The sequence below is a fragment of the Streptomyces sp. NBC_00038 genome (assembly GCF_026343635.1).
In the GTDB taxonomy this organism is placed as follows: domain Bacteria; phylum Actinomycetota; class Actinomycetes; order Streptomycetales; family Streptomycetaceae; genus Streptomyces.
Window position 1 is genome coordinate 6,081,796 of record NZ_JAPELQ010000001.1, and the last position, 16,839, is coordinate 6,098,634.

The following is a 16,839-nucleotide window of genomic DNA, read 5'->3' on the forward strand; positions in this document are numbered from 1 at the left end:
GGCGGTGCAGGTCCTCGCAGGCCGCGCGACGAGTTGACTGAGGGGCACCCGCCCGAGCCGCATGCCCCGCTCCCTTTGCACCCTGGACGCTCCCGCGTCTCGTCCAGTGCGCTCCCGTCGTTCCATGAGGAGACCGCTGTGCATACCGAAACCCTGGCCGGCGCCGAGAGGCCCTTCGGCGCCGAGAAGCCCTTCGGCGTCGAGCGAGCCGGAGCCGAACCGGTACCGTCCGACCGCCGCCACGGCCGCCCCTGGTCCCTGTTCACGCTCTGGTTCGGCGCGAACGTGCAGTTCGCGACGCTCAGCGTCGGCGCCCTGTCGACGTCCGTCTTCGGCCTCGACCTGCTCCCGGCGGTCGTCGCCGTCACGCTCGGCACGCTGCTCAGCTCGGCGCTCGTGGGCCTGTTCTCCACCCGGGGCCCGCTCACCGGAGTGCTCCAACTCATCCAGTCCCGAGGCCCGTTCGGTCGCCTCGGCAATCTGCCGTCCGCCGCGTTCACCGTCGTCAACGGCGTCGGCTGGTGCGTGGTCGACACCCTGCTCGGCATCTTCATCCTGCGCGACCTGACGGGTATGGGCTTCGCCCCGGCGCTGCTGCTCATGGCCGCGGCCCAGCTGGCGATCGCGGTCATCGGCTACCGGATGATCCACTACGTGGAGCGGGCCCTCGCCGTGCTCCTGGTCGTCGTCTTCGCGGTCGTGTCGGTGTACGGCTTCGGAGACGCGCACGCCGCAGCCCCGGTCGACCCCTTCGACGGGACCACCGCCGCGTTCCTGCTCGTCGTCGCGGTCACCGCGGCCCGCGTCATCGGCTGGTCCGCGTACGCCTCCGACTACAGCCGATACCTCCCGGCCACCTCCGCCCCGAAGCGGGTCTTCCTCGCGGCGGGCGGCGGCAGTGCGGTCGCCGGTGTGTGGATCGGCGCCCTGGGCGCGGCGATCGGCACCGCGGGCGCGCTCGACAACCCCAGCTCGATGGTGAGCGCCCTGCTGCCGGACGCCCTCGGCACCGTCGTGCTCCTGTCGCTGCTGCTGTCCACGCTCGCGTCGACCGTCATCGACCTGTACTCGGGCGCGATGGCCGCACTTGTCGCCGGGTTCACGATCCCGCGCTGGGTGTCGGTCCTGGTGGTCGGCGGACTCGGCACGGCGATCTCCTGGTACGCCGGACACGGGGACTTCGCCCAGCAGTTGCAGGACTTCATGCTGATGACGGGCTATTGGCTCGCGCCTTGGGCGGCGGTGATCGTGGTGGCCTACTGGGGTCGCGGGCGCGGCACGTACGACATCTCGCGGCTGTACGACACCGGACACCGCCTCGGCTGGGGGCTGCCGTCGGTGCTGCTGGCCCTGCTCGTCGAGATCCCGTTCATGAACCAGTCCTTCTATACCGGCCCATTGGCGGAGGCGCATCCGGCGCTCGGTCCGCTGGGGCTGTTCGTCGGGTTCCTGGTGGCGGGGGCGGCGTACGCGGGGCTGTCGGGATGGCGGCCGGTGCCGCTCGCCGACGCGCCGGAAACCCGGATACCTGTGACCGCCGAATAACGCATTCCTGTAAGCCAGTTGAGGAGTCAGTCACTGTGAACGACAGCCCCACCGCTGCCGACGAGAAGTTCCTTCTCACCGCGATCGAACTCGCCGCCCGATCCCGCCGCGACGGCAACCACCCCTTCGGTTCCCTGCTCGTCCTCGACGGCTCGGCGGTGCTGGAGGCGGGAAACACGGTGGTGACGGAGCGGGACGCGACCGGGCACGCCGAGACGAATCTCGTACGCCTGGCGACCCGGACGTACACCCGGGCGGAGCTTGCCCACGCCACCCTCTACACCAGCACCGAACCCTGCGCGATGTGCGCGGGCGCCGTGTACTGGAGCGGTATCGGGCGGGTCGTCTACGCCCTCGGTGAGGACGAACTCCTCGCCCTCACCGGTGCGAACGATGAGAACCCGACGATGGCGCTGCCGTGTCGGGAGGTGTTCGCGGCGGGGCAGCGGCGGATCGAGGTGGTCGGGCCGTTCCTCCGGGAGCGGGCGGCGGCGGTCCACGTCGGCTTCTGGAACTGACCGCACCCCCGCAAGCCCTGCAAGGAGACACCCCAATGACCCGCACCCGTACGTTGATTCGCAACGGCATCGTCATCCCCTGCGAGGGCCGCAAGACGGTGTACGACCCCGGTTCGGTACTCGTCGAGGACGGCAGGATCGTCGCCGTGGGCACGGTGGAGGAGCTGGACGCGGCCGACGCTCACGTGGTGGACGCCACCGGCCACGCCGTGATCCCCGGCCTGCACAACACCCACCTCCACTCGGGCCTGTTGCGCGGCACGGCCGAGTCCAAGTCCCTGTGGGACTGGCTGCGTGACTACGTCGACCCGGCCCACAAGGCGCTCACCCCGGAGATCGCGGAAGCGGCGTCCCTGCTCTGCTACACGGAGTCGCTGCGCGCGGGCACGACGTCGGTGATGGACATGTGGCGCCACATGGAGGGTTCGGCACACGCGGCGGAGCGGGTGGGCATCCGCGCGACGCTCGTCCCGTACGTGGCCGACCTCCCGGGCTACGACTACTTCGAGACCCTGGAGACGAACCGCCGCCTCCTGGAGGACTACCGCACGTACGCGAACGACCGCGTGCGCTCCTGGGTGGGCCTGGAGCACCTCTTCTACTGCAGCCCGGAGGCGTTCAAGGCCGCCGCGGCACTCGCGGACGAGTTCGACACGGGGCTGCACACCCACTCCTCCGAGACGATCTGGGAAGTGGAGGAATCCTTGCGGCAGTTCGGCCGCCGGCCGATCGAGGAGTTCTACAACCGGGGCATCCTCGGCCCCCGCACGGTCGTGGCCCACTGCGTCTGGCTCGACGACCGCGAGATCGAACTCCTCGCCCAGACGGGTACGAGCGTCGCCCACTGCCCCTGCTCCAACATGAAGCTCTCCTCGGGCCCGGCCCGCGTCATCGACATGCGCCGCAAGGGCATCGCCGTCGGCCTGGGCAGCGACGGCGAGAAGGAGAACAACAACCTGGACCTGCTGGAGGAGATGAAGTTCGCGTCGCTGTTGCAGAAGGTCTCCACGCTGGACCCGACGACGGGTGACCCGTGGGACATCCTGACGATGGCGACGCTCGAGGGCGCACGAGCCCTGGGCCTGGACGGCGAGACAGGCTCCTTGGAACCGGGCAAGAAGGCCGACATCGTCACCGTCGACCTCCGCAAACTCCACACCACCCCACTCCTCCACGGCGAGGACTTCAACGCGGTCGCCCACCTGGTGTTCTCGGCGGGCGCGGCGGATGTCGACCATGTGTGGGTGGACGGGCGTCAACTGGTAGCGGGGGGTGAGGTGTTGAGCGTTGACGCCGAGCAGGTACGGCTGCGAGCTCAGTCCGCGGCCGAGGAGCTCTTCCGGCGGCGGGAGGCTGGGTAGCGTGAAGGGCGTGCCGGATGAGGAAGTGATGCAGGACGGGGTCCATCGCAGGGTGGTGCGGATCGGTGACACCGTCCGCAGGCCCGTGCAGCCGTGGACGCCCACTGTCCACGCGCTGCTGCGGCACCTGGAGGAGGTCGGGTTCGCCTACGCACCCCGACCGCTGGGGATCGACGACGAGGGCCGGGAAGTCCTCACCTATTTCGAGGGTGACTCCGGGCCGTCGGGCTGGGCCAAGGTCGTGGACGACCAGGGCCTGACCAACTTCGCCCGGCTGCTGCGCGATTACCACGACGCCTGCGAGGGCTTCTCGCCTCCACCGGACGCGACCTGGTCCACGGACGCGGGCGGCCCCGGCCACGAAGAGGTCGTCTGCCATGGGGACTTCGGCCCCTGGAACGTCGTATGGCAGGGCAACCGCCCGGTGGGAATCATCGACTGGGACTTCGCCCGACCGGCGCCGCGCCTGCACGACGTGGCCTACGCACTGGAGTACGTCGCCCCGTTCCGCGACGACGCCGAGTGCCTGCGCTGGCTGCGCTATCCGGCGCCGCCCGACCGCCGCCTCCGGCTGGAGCGCTTCTGCCGCGCGTACGGTCTCGACTCGACCGTGGGAATCGTCGACGCCGTCATCGCCAGGCAGCGGGACAACGCCGACCTCGTGCGCCGGCTGGCCGAGCAGGGCCACGAGCCGCAGGCCGGCTGGGTCGCCGACGGGATCCTGACCGAACTCGACGACCGGATCGGCTGGAGCGAGGCGCACCGACACCTGGTCGAGTAGTCGCTGTCCGCGTGCGGGTCAGGGCCTCAGGGTGGTGAGGAGGGCGCGGAGGGCGGAGGGGGTGGGGGTGAGGATGGCGGTGGGGTGGTCGCTTTCTCGGAGGTGGAGGGTGGTGGGGGTGGCGGATATCTCCAGGCAGTCCGTGTCCCCGGCCCCTCCCGAGAACGACGACTTCTGCCAGCGGAGGGCTTCAGACACGGGAGGCCTTTCACAGGTTCTGGGCGATACGGCGGATGAGGTCGAGGGAAGCATCCTGCGGGAGGGCGGTGCTGTCCACGCGCTCGAGGAGGGCCCGGTAGCGGTTCAGTTGGGCTGTGGCATCGATGAACTCGGCGCCGTGCGTGGTGTCGATCTGCACGGTGTCCAGTTGGGGGACGACTCCGCCAACGTACTGCATGGGAAATCCGGCGCCCGCGAAACCGTCGGCCGTGAACGGGATCACGCGAAGAGTGACGTTCGTCCTCTCGGACGCCTGGATGAGGTGCTCAAGCTGAGCGCGGGCCACTTTGGGGCCGCCGACACGCATGCGTAGCGCGGCCTCGTGGATGATCGCGTCATACGGCATCCCGGATTCGAGTACCTCCCGGCGCCGCATCCGGAACGAGACGCGAGCCTCGTGCTCGGCTTCTGGACGCTCCGGTTCGACGAAGGTCGAGGCTGCGCGTACATACTCCTCGGTCTGAAAGATCCCGGGGATGTGTACGACCTGGAACGTGCGGACGTAAGACGCATGGTGCTCCAACTCGGCAAGATCGAGGCCCTTGGGCGGTAGGACACCGCGGTACTCCTCCCACCAGCCCTTTCCTCGCTCGTTCACCATCTCGACCAGTACGTCGACGAGTTTGGTGTCGTCGCAGGCGTACAACCCGGCGAGTCTGCGCAGCCGCTCCTCGCTGATCCCGAACCGCCCGGACTCCACATGGCTGACCTGGGTCGGGTTGGAGTTCAGGAATTCGGCGGCGGCTCTGTTCGATACACCGGCGGCCTCACGCAACTTGCGCAGCTCGGCCCCCAACCGCACCTGGCGTGCCGTGGGATTGGGCCTCGGTGGCATGTCGTCCTCCATGTGATCGGTCCCGAGTCTGGCGGAACAGGTTGTTACGGCACAACCTGTTCCGCTATCGTCGCAACGTACCTCACGGAGAGTGTGTGAATGACTACTCATCCGCAACTCTCCCCTGCGTACTGCCAGTTGGAAGTGCCACCACGGGCCGTCGACACCCGAGGCGAGGCCACTAGCGCGGCAGGGAACTGACCACCCCTCGTGCCCCCTCACCGCAACGGAGTTGACGGAACCCCATGCCCGAATACGCCCTCTTCTGCCCGCCCTCGGACACGTCCCCCCACGTCGCCCGCGACTTCGTCGCCTCAGTCCTCCGCGCCTTAAGACTCGACGCCCTCGTGGACACGGCAACCCTCTGTACCTCCGAACTCGTCACGAACGCCTGTGTGCACGCGAAGGACGGCGGCTCGGCCCTGTGGTTGTCGGTGAAGCCCGCTCGGGTACGAGTCACGGTGTTCGACGGGAACGAGAACCTGCCGGTGATAAGGGAGTTGACCCCCAACGGCTGGGAACTGGGCGGCCGGGGCCTGCACCTGGTGGACGCCCTCACGGACGGCTGCTGGGGCACCGCCCCCGCCTCCCCGCAGGGCAAGGCGGTGTGGTTCGACCTGTCGGCGACCGGCCCAGGGACTTGAAGGCGGTTCGACCCCGTTGCTCAGCCGATGAGCGCCTCGGTGATCTGACGGGTGGTCTGCGCCGCGATCCGGGGGCTGGCCGCGGCGTAGGAGGTGTAGGCGTTCAGGCCGGTGGTCAGGGCCCAACCGCGGCCCCGGGTCCAGGTGGCGTCGTCCACGCCGAGCGCGTGGCGGAAGGCGGTCCGGGTGTCGGCCGACATCAGGGTGAAGGCGATGATCAGGTCGCGGGCCGGGTCGCCGAGGCCGAGTTCGCCGAAGTCGATGACCGCGCTGAGGCGGCCGTCGACGGTCAGCAGGTTGCCGGTGTGGAAGTCGCCGTGGAACCAGACCGGAGGGCGGTCCCAACCGGGGGCGCCGAGGGCCGCGGCCCACAGTTCGGTCATGGCCGCGGCGTCGAACGCGTCGCCGACGTCCGCGATGGCGGCCCGCGTAGCCCGGTCCCGGTCGGCGAGCGGTCCGGCGGTGAGGTCCGTGCGGGCGCCCTCGGCCGGGAGGTCCTCGGGCGCGAAGCGCTGAAGGGCGGTCAGGAACCCCGCCAGTTCGACGGCGGCGACGGACGATTCGGCGAGCGCCTCGGCGGTCGCCACCTCACCCTCCAGCCATCGGGACACCGCCCACGGCCACGGGTAGCCGAAGCCGGGCTCACCCACGCCCACCGGCTCCGGGACGGCCAGCGGCAGATGCGGGGCGAGCCGGGGCAGCCACTCGGACTCCTTCCTGGCCTGCCCGATCGCCCCGGAGTGGCGGGGCAGCCGGACGGACAACTCCGCTCCCAGCCGGTGGATCACATGGTCCGAACCGGCCGGGTCGACCAACTCCAGGGGCAGTCCGGCCCATTGCGGGAACTGCGCATCGACCAGGCGCCTGACCAGGGCGCCATCGATCGAGGGACTGGTGTCCGCGGTTCGCCCGGTCGTCAACAGCAGCTCCTGCGGTCGGTCCGCTCCGGTGCGGCGGACAGCCGGGGCCATCACAGTGCGTCGAGGGCCCGCCTGTCGACCGGATTTCGACCCGTCGACCCTCGTAGGTCGTAGGGCATGGGTGCCATGCTGATGCGCCTGGCTGAACAGTTGGGGGGCTGTCGATGAGCGCGCAGGACGTGGTGACCGTTTCCGTGGCGGTGTTGGTCCCTGTGGTGACCGCGGTCGCCGGCGTGGTGAGCCTGCGGGCGCAGGATCGGCGGGTGCGCCGCTCGCGAGCGGGCCGCCGCCGGCTGGCCTTCGAGGACGCGACCCGGCAGGTGGCCTTCGCGGCCGAGTGGTGGAAGGCGAAGCAACTGGTCGCCGCCACGCCGGAAGCACTCCAAGGCCCGACCGCGGTGGCGAACGACTGGCTGGACGAGGCGTCCGCGCGGGTGACGGCGGCGGAGCGGGCGGACACGGACGAGGATTCCCGTGTCTCGGTCAGCAGGCTGCTGCTGCTCTACCGGTTCCACCGCTGGTCCGCGAAGACCATCCGGATCGGCTTCTACGCGGCGCTGGCCTTCATGGTCGCCGTGATCACAGTCGTCCTGAATGACGCCGAGTCCCGCGAAGCCGTCGGTTTCAACGTATGGGCGCTGACCTCCTCCGCGATGCTCTCGCTGTTCCTGCGCTTCTGGGCCGTCTCGGCGGATACCCCGGACCAGCGCTGAGGCCGCCGGATCCCTCAATGATTCACCTTTCTTTGAATTCAGGAAATCCTGTACTCTCAGGCCCATGCTGACCCTGGCCACCGACCTCGACGCCCTCACCCGCTTCGGCCGCGCCCTTGCCGACCCCATCCGCTGCCGCATCCTGCTCATGCTGCGGGAGGCGCCGGCGCATCCGGCCGACATGGCCGAGGAGTTGGGGATCTCGCGGACCCGGTTGTCGAACCATCTCGCCTGTCTGCGCGACTGCGGCCTGGTCGTCGCCGTCCCGGTCGGGCGTCGTACGCGGTACGAACTGGCGGACCCGCGGCTCGGGCACGCGCTGGACGACCTGCGGAACGCCGTGGTGGCCGTCGAGACCGACCGCAACTGCCCCGACGCCGACGAGAAGGGCTGCTGCTGATGGTCTCCGTATCCCTGGGGCCTTCGCCGGTCCGGCGGGACGCGCTGGCCCGGCGGATACGGCTGCTGGTCGCCGCGACGATCGCGTACAACGTCGTCGAGGCCGTCGTGGCGATCACCGCGGGGACGCTCGCCTCCTCCAGCGCGCTCATCGGGTTCGGGCTCGACTCCGTCATCGAGGTGTCGTCCGCCGCGGCAGTCGCCTGGCAGTTCTCCGCGCGGGAGCACGCGGTTCGGGAGGCCCGGGAGAGGGTGACGCTGCGGATCATCGCCGGGTCGTTCTTCGTGCTTGCCGCGTACGTGGCCGTCGACGCCGTACGCGGTCTGGTGGGGGGTGGGGAAGCGGAGCCCTCCGTGCCCGGGATCGTGCTGGCCGCGCTGTCGCTGCTGGTCATGCCGTTCCTGTCGGCCGCCCAGCGGCGTGCCGGGCGTGAGCTCGGGTCGGCCTCGGCGGTGGCCGACTCCAAGCAGACCCTGCTGTGCACCTACCTGTCGGCAGTGCTGCTCGTCGGGCTCGTCGTCAACGCCACGCTCGGCTGGTCGTGGGCCGACCCGGTCGCGGCTCTCGTGATCGCAGCCGTCGCGGTCAAGGAGGGGCGGGACGCCTGGCGCGGGGAGGGGTGCTGCGCTCCGGCGTCAGCTGCCGTGCCGCCGACACCCGTTGAAGCCGGGGAGTCCGACGCCTGCGGCTGCAAGCCCGGCTGCGACTGCTGCGCCTGACCCCGCGCCTCTCTCCACCTCTCCAGATCTGCCCGCCCTTGGCGCGTCCTTGACCCCTCGCGGTGCCCCGCGCCGGTCACACTGACCTCGAACCGCCCTCAGTCCCCGGCACCGCGAGGTCCCCATGGCATACGGTCTGGCCCGCCGCCAACTGAAGCCGAGAGTCCCGTTGCGGCACGGGGAGGGCGACCGGTCCCACCTGACCAGCCTCGAAGGGCTCGCCGCGCTGTCGCTGGACGCGCTGAGCTCGGTCGCGTACGGCCCCGAGGCGATCGTGCTGGTGCTGATCGTGGCCGGCACCGGGGCGCTGACCGCGACGCTGCCGGTGACGCTGGTCATCGCCGCGCTGCTCGCGGTCCTCGTGGTGTCGTACGGGCAGGTGATCGCCGTACACCCGGACGGCGGTGGCGCGTACGCGGTGGCCAAGAAGGACCTCGGGCCCCGGATCAGCCTGCTCGCGGCGGCCAGTCTCGTCGTCGACTACGTGCTGACGGTGACCGTCAGCCTGGCCGCGGGCGCCGCCAGTCTCGCGTCGGCATTCCCGTCCCTCACCCCGTATCTGCTCGAAATCTGCCTGATCGGGCTCGGCGTCCTCACGGTCGTGAACCTGCGGGGCGTCGCCGAGAGCGCGCGGGTGCTGATGCTGCCCACCGTGCTGTTCGTCGTGAGCATCCTCGGCATCGTCGTGCTCGGTCTGCTGCGCGGCCAGCCGGTCGCGACCGTCGGGACGGCCCAACCCGTGCACGCCACCGAGGCGTTGGGAGTGGTACTGCTCCTGAAGGCGTTCTCCTCCGGCTGCTCCGCGCTGACCGGAGTCGAGGCCATCGCCAACGGCGTACCCGCGTTCCGCCGGCCGCGCGTCAAGCGTGCCCAGCGCACCGAGTTGATGCTCGGTGGGCTGCTCGGGCTGATACTGATCGGCCTCGCCGTGCTCATCCAGCGCGACGACGTGGTCCCGCGCGGCGGCGTCACCGTGCTCGCCCAGCTGACGGCGGGCTCGTACGGGACGGGATGGGCGTACTACGCGACCAATCTCATCGTCACGGCGGTCCTGCTCTTCGCCGCCAACACCAGTTTCGGCGGCCTGCCCGTGCTGATGAGCCTGCTCGCCAAGGACCACCGGCTGCCGCATCTGTTCGCGCTGCGCACCGAACGCCCCGTGTACCGCTGGGGAGTTGTGGCCCTCGCCCTGCTCGCCGCGCTGCTGCTGATCGCCGTGGACGCCGACACCCACCGCATGCTCCCGCTGTTCGCGATCGGTGTCTTCATCGGCTTCACCATCAGCCAGACCGGGCTGGTCCGGCACTGGGCGAAGGGGCGGCCGCCCGGCTGGCTGCGGCGGGCGGTGCTCAACGGGTTCGGCGCGGTGCTGACGAGTGTCGCGTGCGCGGTGCTGCTGGCCTCCAAGTTCGTCGAGGGCGCCTGGGTGGTGGTCCTCGCCATTCCGCTGCTGATGCTGCTCTTCGCCCGCATCCAGCGGTACTACACCGAAGTCGCCCGGGAGTTGGGCCTCGGCGAGATCCCGCCCCCGGTCCGCGTCACCGCCGACTCCCTCGTCATCGTGCCGGTCGGCGAGGTCAGCAGACTCACGCAGTACGCGCTGACGGCCGCCCGCGCGCTGGGCTCGCGCGAGGTTGTCGCCGTGGCCGTACACGGAAACCCTGCCAGGGTGCAGGCGCTGAAGGCGAGTTGGGACCAATGGAATCCGGGCGTACGGCTGGAGATCATCGACAGCCCGCGCCACTCCCTCGTCGAGCCCATCGTCGACTACGTCCAGCGGGTGGCGGAGGGAGGACGGCAGATCGCCGTCCTCATCCCCGAGGTGGAGCCCCGCCACCGCCGCTACCAGATCCTCCAGAACCAGCGCGGACTGCTGCTCGCGGCCGCGCTGAGGGCTCGTACGGACGTCGTCGTCTGCGTGGTGCCGTACCGGTTGAGCCTGTGACGAGCCCGGATCACAGGCCGACGTCCCGGCGGCTCATGTCGTCCAGCGACTCGCGGCGTACGAGGACGCGCGCGATGCCGTCGGCCGCTGCGACGACCGGAGGCCGGCCGACCAGGTTGTAACCGGAGGCCATGGACAGGTGATACGCGCCGGCCGCCGGTACGGCGAGGAGATCGCCGGGGTGTACGTCGCCGGGGAGGGCCACCTCGTCCGCGAGGATGTCGCCCGCCTCGCAGTGCCTGCCCACGACGGTGACCAGGCGGGGCGGCGCGGCGGAGGTGCGGCCGATGAGCCGGGGCGCGTACCGGACGCCGTACAGCGCGGGCCTCGGGTTGTCGCTCATGCCGCCGTCGACGGCGACGAAGGTGTGGTCCCCGGTGCGCTTGACGGACAGGACCCGGTAGACGGCGACCCCGGCGGGTCCGACGACCGCGCGGCCCGGCTCCAACGTGAGCCGGGGGAGCGGGAGTTGGGCGCGGACGCAGCCGTCCTCCAGCTCGGCCCGCACCCGGCCGGCCAGGACGCCCACGTCGAGGCTGTCCTCGCCGGGCCGGTAGGCGATGGCGTGCCCGCCGCCGATGTTCAGCTGCGGCAGGGTGACGCCGTGCTGGTCGCGGATCCGGGCCATCAGCCCGACCATGCGGCGCACGGCGGCGACGTACGGCTTCACGGTCGCGACCTGCGAGCCGATGTGGCAGTGCAGGCCGACCAGTTCGAGGTGCGGCTGGTCGAGTATCCGGGTGACGGCGTGCTGCGCGGACCCGTCCGTGATCGACAGGCCGAACTTCTGGTCCTCCGTGCCGGTACGGATCTTGGCGTGCCCGCCGGCCGCGATGCCGGGCACCACCCGCACCATGACCTTCTGCCGGGTGCCGGCGGGCGTGATCGCGGCCAGCCGGGCGATCTCCGAGGTGCTGTCCACGACGATGCGTCCGACTCCGAGGCGCAGCGCGGTGCGCAGGTCCTCGGGGCTCTTCGCGTTGCCGTGCATCACGATCCGCTCGGGCGGGAACCCGGTGGTGACGGCGAGTGCCAGCTCCCCGGCCGAGCACACGTCGAGGCCGAGGCCCTCCTCCTGCACCCAGTGCGCGACCGCGCGGCACAGGAACGCCTTGGCGGCGTAGACGATGTCGGCCTCGGGGAACGCCGTGCGGTACGTACGGCAGCGCTCCCGGACCTCCTGCTCGTCCAGCACGTACACGGGGGTGCCGAAGCGGTCGGCCGCCTCGGTGAGGGAGACGCCGCCGACGGTTACGTCGCCGTCGGGCTGGGGGCGGGCGGAGCGGGGCCAGACGGACAGGGCGTCGGCGGGGTCGCTCTCGTTGGCGGGTGGGAGGGAGGTGACTGAGATGGTCATGGCGTCTCCTCAGCCGATGAGCGGGGTCGGATGCGCGATGGCGACCGGGTGCGGCCATGGGTCGGTCGAGGGCGCGGCCGCGGGCGCGGAGAGCTGCGGGTCGACGGTGAGGGCGGTGACGCCCAGCGGCGCGGCGAGCGCGCGCAGCGCGGGTTCGGAGAGCCTGATGCAGGCCTGTTCCGTGCCGAGGGTGGCGGTGAGCTTCGCCGCCGAGGTGAAACCGACGGCCGTACGGCCGCCCAGGGGAGTGCGGAAGAACCGGGCCGTGCAGCCCGCGGGCCCCGACCGGACAGGTACGTGGAGAAGTCCGGCCGGGATGCGTTCGGAAGGCTCGGGATCCTCGGAACGGTCCACTGGAGACATCGTGCAGCTCCTTGACGAAGACGAGTGCGCCGCTCTGCCCTGTCGGCCGGACGCATCGGTGACGCTATGCCCGGGTGACGGGGTACGGAGCGGTCCGCTGACGGATGCTTGACGTCGAGCCCGGCAGCCGTAACGCGATGCTTACGGGGGCGTGGGCGGAACGGGGTTCGGCCGGGTGTGTACCTGGCGCTCCCGCCCCGGAGGCCGGACACTGGTGCCGCCACGAACGACATGCCACACGCCACGGGGGAGGCGGCATGACGGAGCCGGGAGATGTGCCGGGGCCGCAGGCGGAACCGGGGGCCGTGTCCGGCTGGCGTACGGAGCCGGAAGGCGTGCCGGGGCCGCGGACGGAACCGGGAGCCGCATCCGGTCGGCGTACGGAGCCGGGAGATGCGCCGGAGCCGCAGGCGGAACCGCGCGCCGCATCCGGTCGCCGCACGGAGCTCGACGCCATCCGCACACTCGTCGTCATCGGGCTCGTCTTCTTCCACTCGGCGATGGTCTTCGCCACGGACACCGACTTCTACGTCAAGAACCGCGACACCACCGACGCGATCCTGGTCATCGCCGGGTTCGGTGTGGTGTGGGCGATGCCGATGCTGTTCTTCGTCGCGGGCCTCGGCTCCTGGCACTCGCTGCACCGCCGCGGCCCCGGCGGCTTCGCCACGGAACGGCTGCTGCGCCTCGGCGTACCCCTGCTCTTCGCGACGGCCGCACTGCTGCCGCTGCCGCAGTGGCTGCGTGAGCGGTCCGCGGACCCCGGCTACGACGAGTCGTACCTCCGCTTCCTGCCCCGCTTCTTCGACGTACACCTGGACCTGTCCGCGTTCCCCTTCGTCGTACAGGGCGAGTACTTCGAGACGGGCCACCTGTGGTTCGTGGTGCTGCTGCTCACGTTCTCGCTCTTCCTGGTGCCGCTGGCCCGTTGGTTCCCCGAGGCACGCGCACAGCGGCTCCGCGACGCGATCGCCAGGGCGTGCGAGAGGCGCGGCGTGGTGCTGCTCCCTGCTCTTCCGCTGGCCGCGATGAGCGCGCTGATCGGCCTGGAGGAGGACTACGGAGGCTGGGGCCGGTGGGCGTACCTCCTCTTCTTCCTCTACGGCTTCGCCCTGGCCACCGACGACCGCCTCCGCGCGGCGATGCGCAGAGACGCGCCGGTGGCGGCCGTCCTCGGCCCCCTCCTCTTCGCCGCCTGCGCACCCGGCTTCATGACGGCGGACGACGCCTTCACGGACCAGACCGCGCTCGCGGTGGTCTCGCGCGCGCTGTTCGGCGCGGCGGGGTGGTGCTGGATCGTGGGGATCGTGGGGCTGCTGGACCGACGGGGCCGGCTTCCGGTGCCACCGCCGACCGCGGACAAAAGGCGCCGCCGCCTCTTCGGCTATCTGGCCATCGGCGCACTGCCGTTGTACGTCCTCCACCAGCCGATCGTCGTGGCGGTCGCCTACGGCGTGGTCGGCATGGACGCCCCGATCCCGCTCAAGTACGCCCTGATCGTGGCGGCTTCGCTCGCCCTGACCCTGGCGTCGTACGAACTACTCGTACGGCGTACGAGGTTGACGCGTTTCCTGTTCGGGATGCGCCCGCGCTGAGGGACGGCGCCGTCACCGTCACCGCCGCAGCGGGGTCGTCGGTCGGCCCAGTTCGGGATCGGGCCGGCCAGACGTCAGGCCAGTTTCTTGTACATGTGGACGTCCTCGGCTCCACCGGGGATTCCCAGAGTTCTGCCGGTCTCGACGTAACCGTGACGCTGATAGAAAGCAGGGGCCTGGAACGTGAACGACGAGACGCACGCGCGGTCGCAGCCACGGCGGCGCGCCTCCTCCTCCGCGGCCAGAAGCAACTTGCTGCCCCATCCATCCCCGCGGCTTTCCTCGCGGATCCAGAGCATCTCGATGCCGAGCAGGCCTCCCCAAGTCCATGCGGACAGACCGCCGATGAGCTCGCCCGCGCTGTCGACGACCTTCACTGACAGCGCACCCTGATCGGCAGCAGTGGTACCTGTGGCGGGGAAATTGACCTCGTCCAGCCCTTTGGACAACCGCTCGTTGAGCACCGAGTCACGGTGGCCGACGCTCAAGGCCGCGCGCGTGTGATCATTCGCCATGCCGCAGAGTTTGGCACGAGTGTGCGAGCCCGAGTATTGCCCGAACAGCAGCCCGCCAAGCCACCGCCGTTCTCGGCGGACTTGCGTGGTAGGACCGGCCTGTTGGGACATCAGGGCGAACGTTGGCTGATGCGGCACTAGTTCTGCACGCCGTCGGTCAACTCCCGTGCATCAAGAGGCAGTCGCAGGCTGAAACGGCGGTGCACGGAGGTAAGCTCGCTCTCCAGCGGCGAGGGCGGGACGGCCAGAACCGGACAGGCGGCGTGGGCGAGGCAGTACCGGGAGGTGGACGGCGAGAACGCCCGATGCACCCAGCCACGGCACCCCGCGCCGACCACCAGCAGATCCCCGTCCCGGTCGGCACACTCCACCAGCGCGCGCCCCGCCGTACCCCGTACGACCAGCCCCCGGAACGGAACCCCGGGCCCCGCATCACCGAACGCCGTGCGCAGAGCACCGAGCAGCCGCTCACCCGCCGCCTGCCGGAGCTCGGCCAGGGAAGCGGGGAACACCGCTCGTCCGTGGGCGAGTTCGCCGCCGGGCGGTTCCCAGGCGAGTACGGCAAGCAACTCGGCATCACCGCGCCGCGCCTCGTCCAGGGCCCGGTGCAGAGCCGCCAGACTCCCCAGCGAACCGCTCACCCCGACCACGATGCGCCGCCCCGCGACCTCGCCCATTGTCTGCTCCTGTCCGCACGGATATCCGCGTCCCATGGAAGGGCCCGAGGAGTCGGCGGACGGCGGTGTTGGCGTTTGCCTGACGCCAGGAGGCCTGTTCATAACACGCTCCTGACGCCGCCGCTCAGCGCCAACCACGGAGGGAGACCTGCAGGCCCCCGCCCCCGGAGAGGTACTGGTGAAGTGCGTCGGCGCTCGAGCCGACGAACGCATCGGGGAGGGCGTCGGCATCGGTCCACCGAACCTGAGCGTGCTTGTGCGGTTCGCGGTTCTCGGGCTCGCCGGTCCATTCATGAGCGGCGAAGACGACGGTGAGGAAGCCGTTGGGGGCTTCGACGCCCAATGCCCCATGGACGATGTGAGCGACCTGCAGCGCCTCCGGTTTCACCGTCAGGCCCGTCTCCTCGTGCAGCTCACGCACGGCGGTCTCGGTGATCGGCTCGCCGGGCTCGCTCTTGCCGATGGGCAGGTCCCACAGGCCCTGGCCGAACTTGGCGTTCTCACCGCGCTGGAGAAGGACGATTCGGTTGGCGGCCCGGTCGTGGACGATGACGGCGGCGACCAGCACGGTCATGGATCCGAGGGCGGGCTCGAGGACGGTGGGCTGGGTATCGGTGTTCGGCTGAGCCACGGTGATCCCTTCGTCGGGCGGCGGGGAACGGGCGATGTCATGGCCAGGTGCGGTCGAGGCCGTTCTGTCGTACGGCGTAGGCGGCCGGACCGCCCTTCTCGACGGCTCGGTGGATCGCGCTGCGATGTGCGTCCAGCCGATCCACCATCTCCAGACTGCGGAGTTGTTGGTTGTCGAGGTAGAAGAGCACCGCGCAGCGGTCGAGGACAGGCTGGATCTCCAGGTCCCGTGTCTTGATGCGGCCGTCCTTCGACAGCGGAACCCAGGACCGGTCGAGCCCGTAGGAGATCCACTCCTCGTCGGGGATGTCCTGCGCGTCCGCCGGGAAGACGTCGACGATGCGGTGAACGGCCCAACCGCGTTCCCTCAGTTCCTCCGCCACACGGCGCCCGAGATTCCGGTCGAGGAAGAACTCAGGCGGCAAGGCGCACCACTGCGTGGCAGAGTTCGTCGACCTGCTCGGGGGTCATGCCGTACTCGTAGGCGATGTCCTCGACGTTTTCCCCCGCCTCCCAGAGGTCTGTGACCGACTTGACCGCGACACGGTTGGCGGCGATGACCGGCAGCCCGTGGCCGAACCGCGGGTCGATGACGACAGGGACGGATTCCCCGTACTGCCTAAGCCGCAGGCTCGCCGGGTAGTCGTCGTCCCCCTCCCAGTTCAGGTACCGGAGGTAACGGGCCACCACCTCGTGGATGGGGGCCTGACCGTCCCGGGCCCTGCGCAGATCCCCGAAGCCGTGCTCGACGAAGATGTCCACCCCGTCGGTCGCGATGCGCTTCGAGACCAGGCCGTAGGGGGTGTCGAACGCCTTCCGCACGGCCGCCGCCGCCTCCCGGATCTCGCTCATCCGCAGACCGAGCGAGCGCAGCGAACGCAGGACGTGAGCCTCGGCCACGGCGATGAAAGGGACCGACGGCTGCCCGTTGCGTACCGGCTCGACCCGGTGCACGAGCGGTGCGCCGGCCGCCGTTCCCTTGAGCCAGCTGGTGAGCGTCGACAAAGGGACCTCCAGGTGGGAAGCCGTCTCCGTGGGCGTCAGGAGTCCGTCGGTGAACCGGTCGACCATGACCCTCCTGCCGTTGATCCCTGGTTTTGTG

Annotated in this window: 20 protein-coding genes; 10 read left to right on the forward strand and 10 right to left on the reverse strand. The window is 70.4% G+C overall.

Going from position 1 to position 16,839, the window contains the following annotated elements; all coding sequences use genetic code 11:
* Positions 1 to 138: 138 nt before the first annotated feature.
* Genes OG219_RS27500 through OG219_RS27515 form a run of 4 tightly spaced genes read left to right on the forward strand, consistent with a single transcriptional unit; the run spans position 139 to position 4,205 of the window.
* Positions 139 to 1,545 carry a cytosine permease gene (locus OG219_RS27500; RefSeq protein ID WP_266830805.1) on the forward strand — a complete coding sequence of 469 codons (1,407 nt, stop codon included), beginning with the start codon at positions 139 to 141 and terminating at the stop codon, positions 1,543 to 1,545.
* 35 nt (positions 1,546 to 1,580) lie between these two features.
* Positions 1,581 to 2,063, forward strand: a complete 483-nt coding sequence (locus OG219_RS27505; protein WP_266830807.1) for a nucleoside deaminase — start codon at positions 1,581 to 1,583, stop codon at positions 2,061 to 2,063.
* 35 nt (positions 2,064 to 2,098) lie between these two features.
* Entirely contained in the window at positions 2,099 to 3,424 is a 1,326-nt protein-coding gene (locus tag OG219_RS27510) for an amidohydrolase (RefSeq protein WP_266830809.1), read from the forward strand.
* A gap of 10 nt (positions 3,425 to 3,434) precedes the next feature.
* Positions 3,435 to 4,205: an aminoglycoside phosphotransferase family protein gene (locus OG219_RS27515; RefSeq protein ID WP_266830811.1), complete on the forward strand. Its 771-nt coding sequence runs from the start codon at positions 3,435 to 3,437 to the stop codon at positions 4,203 to 4,205.
* An 18-nt stretch (positions 4,206 to 4,223) separates the two neighbouring features.
* On the opposite strand, the gene OG219_RS27520 is transcribed toward OG219_RS27515, so the two are convergent.
* On the reverse strand, positions 4,224 to 4,403 hold the full coding sequence (locus OG219_RS27520) for a DUF397 domain-containing protein (RefSeq protein WP_266830813.1): 180 nt from the start codon (positions 4,401 to 4,403) through the stop codon (positions 4,224 to 4,226).
* A gap of 10 nt (positions 4,404 to 4,413) precedes the next feature.
* The gene (locus OG219_RS27525; protein ID WP_266830815.1) at positions 4,414 to 5,259 is read right to left on the reverse strand and encodes a helix-turn-helix transcriptional regulator; all 846 of its coding nucleotides are present in this window, start codon (positions 5,257 to 5,259) and stop codon (positions 4,414 to 4,416) included.
* A 245-nt stretch (positions 5,260 to 5,504) separates the two neighbouring features.
* Here OG219_RS27525 and OG219_RS27530 point away from each other — a divergent pair, with 245 nt between their 5' ends.
* Positions 5,505 to 5,903 carry an ATP-binding protein gene (locus OG219_RS27530; RefSeq protein WP_266830817.1) on the forward strand — a complete coding sequence of 133 codons (399 nt, stop codon included), beginning with the start codon at positions 5,505 to 5,507 and terminating at the stop codon, positions 5,901 to 5,903.
* Positions 5,904 to 5,923: 20 nt separating this feature from the next.
* Here OG219_RS27530 and OG219_RS27535 read toward each other — a convergent pair whose 3' ends face one another.
* Positions 5,924 to 6,823, reverse strand: a complete 900-nt coding sequence (locus OG219_RS27535; RefSeq protein ID WP_266830819.1) for an aminoglycoside phosphotransferase family protein — start codon at positions 6,821 to 6,823, stop codon at positions 5,924 to 5,926.
* A gap of 164 nt (positions 6,824 to 6,987) precedes the next feature.
* Here OG219_RS27535 and OG219_RS27540 point away from each other — a divergent pair, with 164 nt between their 5' ends.
* The 4 genes from OG219_RS27540 to OG219_RS27555 all read left to right on the forward strand — a co-directional run bounded on the left by OG219_RS27540 (position 6,988) and on the right by OG219_RS27555 (position 10,600).
* Complete coding sequence (locus tag OG219_RS27540) at positions 6,988 to 7,536, forward strand: hypothetical protein (RefSeq protein ID WP_266830821.1); 549 nt, start codon at positions 6,988 to 6,990, stop codon at positions 7,534 to 7,536.
* Positions 7,537 to 7,600: 64 nt separating this feature from the next.
* The gene (locus OG219_RS27545; RefSeq protein WP_266456696.1) at positions 7,601 to 7,936 is read left to right on the forward strand and encodes a helix-turn-helix transcriptional regulator; all 336 of its coding nucleotides are present in this window, start codon (positions 7,601 to 7,603) and stop codon (positions 7,934 to 7,936) included.
* Positions 7,936 to 8,655, forward strand: a complete 720-nt coding sequence (locus tag OG219_RS27550; RefSeq protein WP_266830824.1) for a cation transporter — start codon at positions 7,936 to 7,938, stop codon at positions 8,653 to 8,655. Before OG219_RS27545 ends, OG219_RS27550 begins: the two co-directional genes overlap by 1 nt.
* Before the next feature lie 124 nt (positions 8,656 to 8,779).
* Complete coding sequence (locus tag OG219_RS27555; protein ID WP_266830826.1) at positions 8,780 to 10,600, forward strand: APC family permease; 1,821 nt, start codon at positions 8,780 to 8,782, stop codon at positions 10,598 to 10,600.
* Positions 10,601 to 10,610: 10 nt separating this feature from the next.
* On the opposite strand, the gene lysA is transcribed toward OG219_RS27555, so the two are convergent.
* Both lysA and OG219_RS27565 read right to left on the reverse strand, forming a co-directional pair.
* Positions 10,611 to 11,957, reverse strand: coding sequence for a diaminopimelate decarboxylase (gene lysA / locus OG219_RS27560; protein WP_266830828.1), 1,347 nt, complete (start codon positions 11,955 to 11,957; stop codon positions 10,611 to 10,613).
* A 9-nt stretch (positions 11,958 to 11,966) separates the two neighbouring features.
* Positions 11,967 to 12,320: an SAV_915 family protein gene (locus OG219_RS27565; RefSeq protein ID WP_266830830.1), complete on the reverse strand. Its 354-nt coding sequence runs from the start codon at positions 12,318 to 12,320 to the stop codon at positions 11,967 to 11,969.
* Positions 12,321 to 12,577: 257 nt separating this feature from the next.
* On the opposite strand from OG219_RS27565, the gene OG219_RS27570 reads away from it, so the two are divergent.
* On the forward strand, positions 12,578 to 13,915 hold the full coding sequence (locus tag OG219_RS27570) for an acyltransferase family protein (RefSeq protein ID WP_266830832.1): 1,338 nt from the start codon (positions 12,578 to 12,580) through the stop codon (positions 13,913 to 13,915).
* A 74-nt stretch (positions 13,916 to 13,989) separates the two neighbouring features.
* Here OG219_RS27570 and OG219_RS27575 read toward each other — a convergent pair whose 3' ends face one another.
* From OG219_RS27575 to OG219_RS27595, 5 genes are all read right to left on the reverse strand, one after another.
* Positions 13,990 to 14,430 carry a GNAT family N-acetyltransferase gene (locus OG219_RS27575; RefSeq protein WP_266830834.1) on the reverse strand — a complete coding sequence of 147 codons (441 nt, stop codon included), beginning with the start codon at positions 14,428 to 14,430 and terminating at the stop codon, positions 13,990 to 13,992.
* A gap of 137 nt (positions 14,431 to 14,567) precedes the next feature.
* Positions 14,568 to 15,107 (reverse strand): universal stress protein, encoded by a 540-nt coding sequence (locus tag OG219_RS27580; protein ID WP_266830836.1) that lies wholly within the window; start codon positions 15,105 to 15,107, stop codon positions 14,568 to 14,570.
* A gap of 124 nt (positions 15,108 to 15,231) precedes the next feature.
* Positions 15,232 to 15,738, reverse strand: a complete 507-nt coding sequence (locus OG219_RS27585; RefSeq protein ID WP_266830838.1) for an NUDIX domain-containing protein — start codon at positions 15,736 to 15,738, stop codon at positions 15,232 to 15,234.
* 37 nt (positions 15,739 to 15,775) lie between these two features.
* The gene (locus OG219_RS27590) at positions 15,776 to 16,162 is read right to left on the reverse strand and encodes a toxin-antitoxin system, toxin component, PIN family protein (protein ID WP_266830840.1); all 387 of its coding nucleotides are present in this window, start codon (positions 16,160 to 16,162) and stop codon (positions 15,776 to 15,778) included.
* A complete protein-coding gene (locus OG219_RS27595; protein WP_266830842.1) occupies positions 16,152 to 16,808 on the reverse strand; it encodes a DUF433 domain-containing protein in 657 nt (218 codons plus the stop codon). The genes OG219_RS27590 and OG219_RS27595 overlap by 11 nt, the downstream gene beginning before the upstream one ends.
* Positions 16,809 to 16,839: the final 31 nt, after the last annotated feature.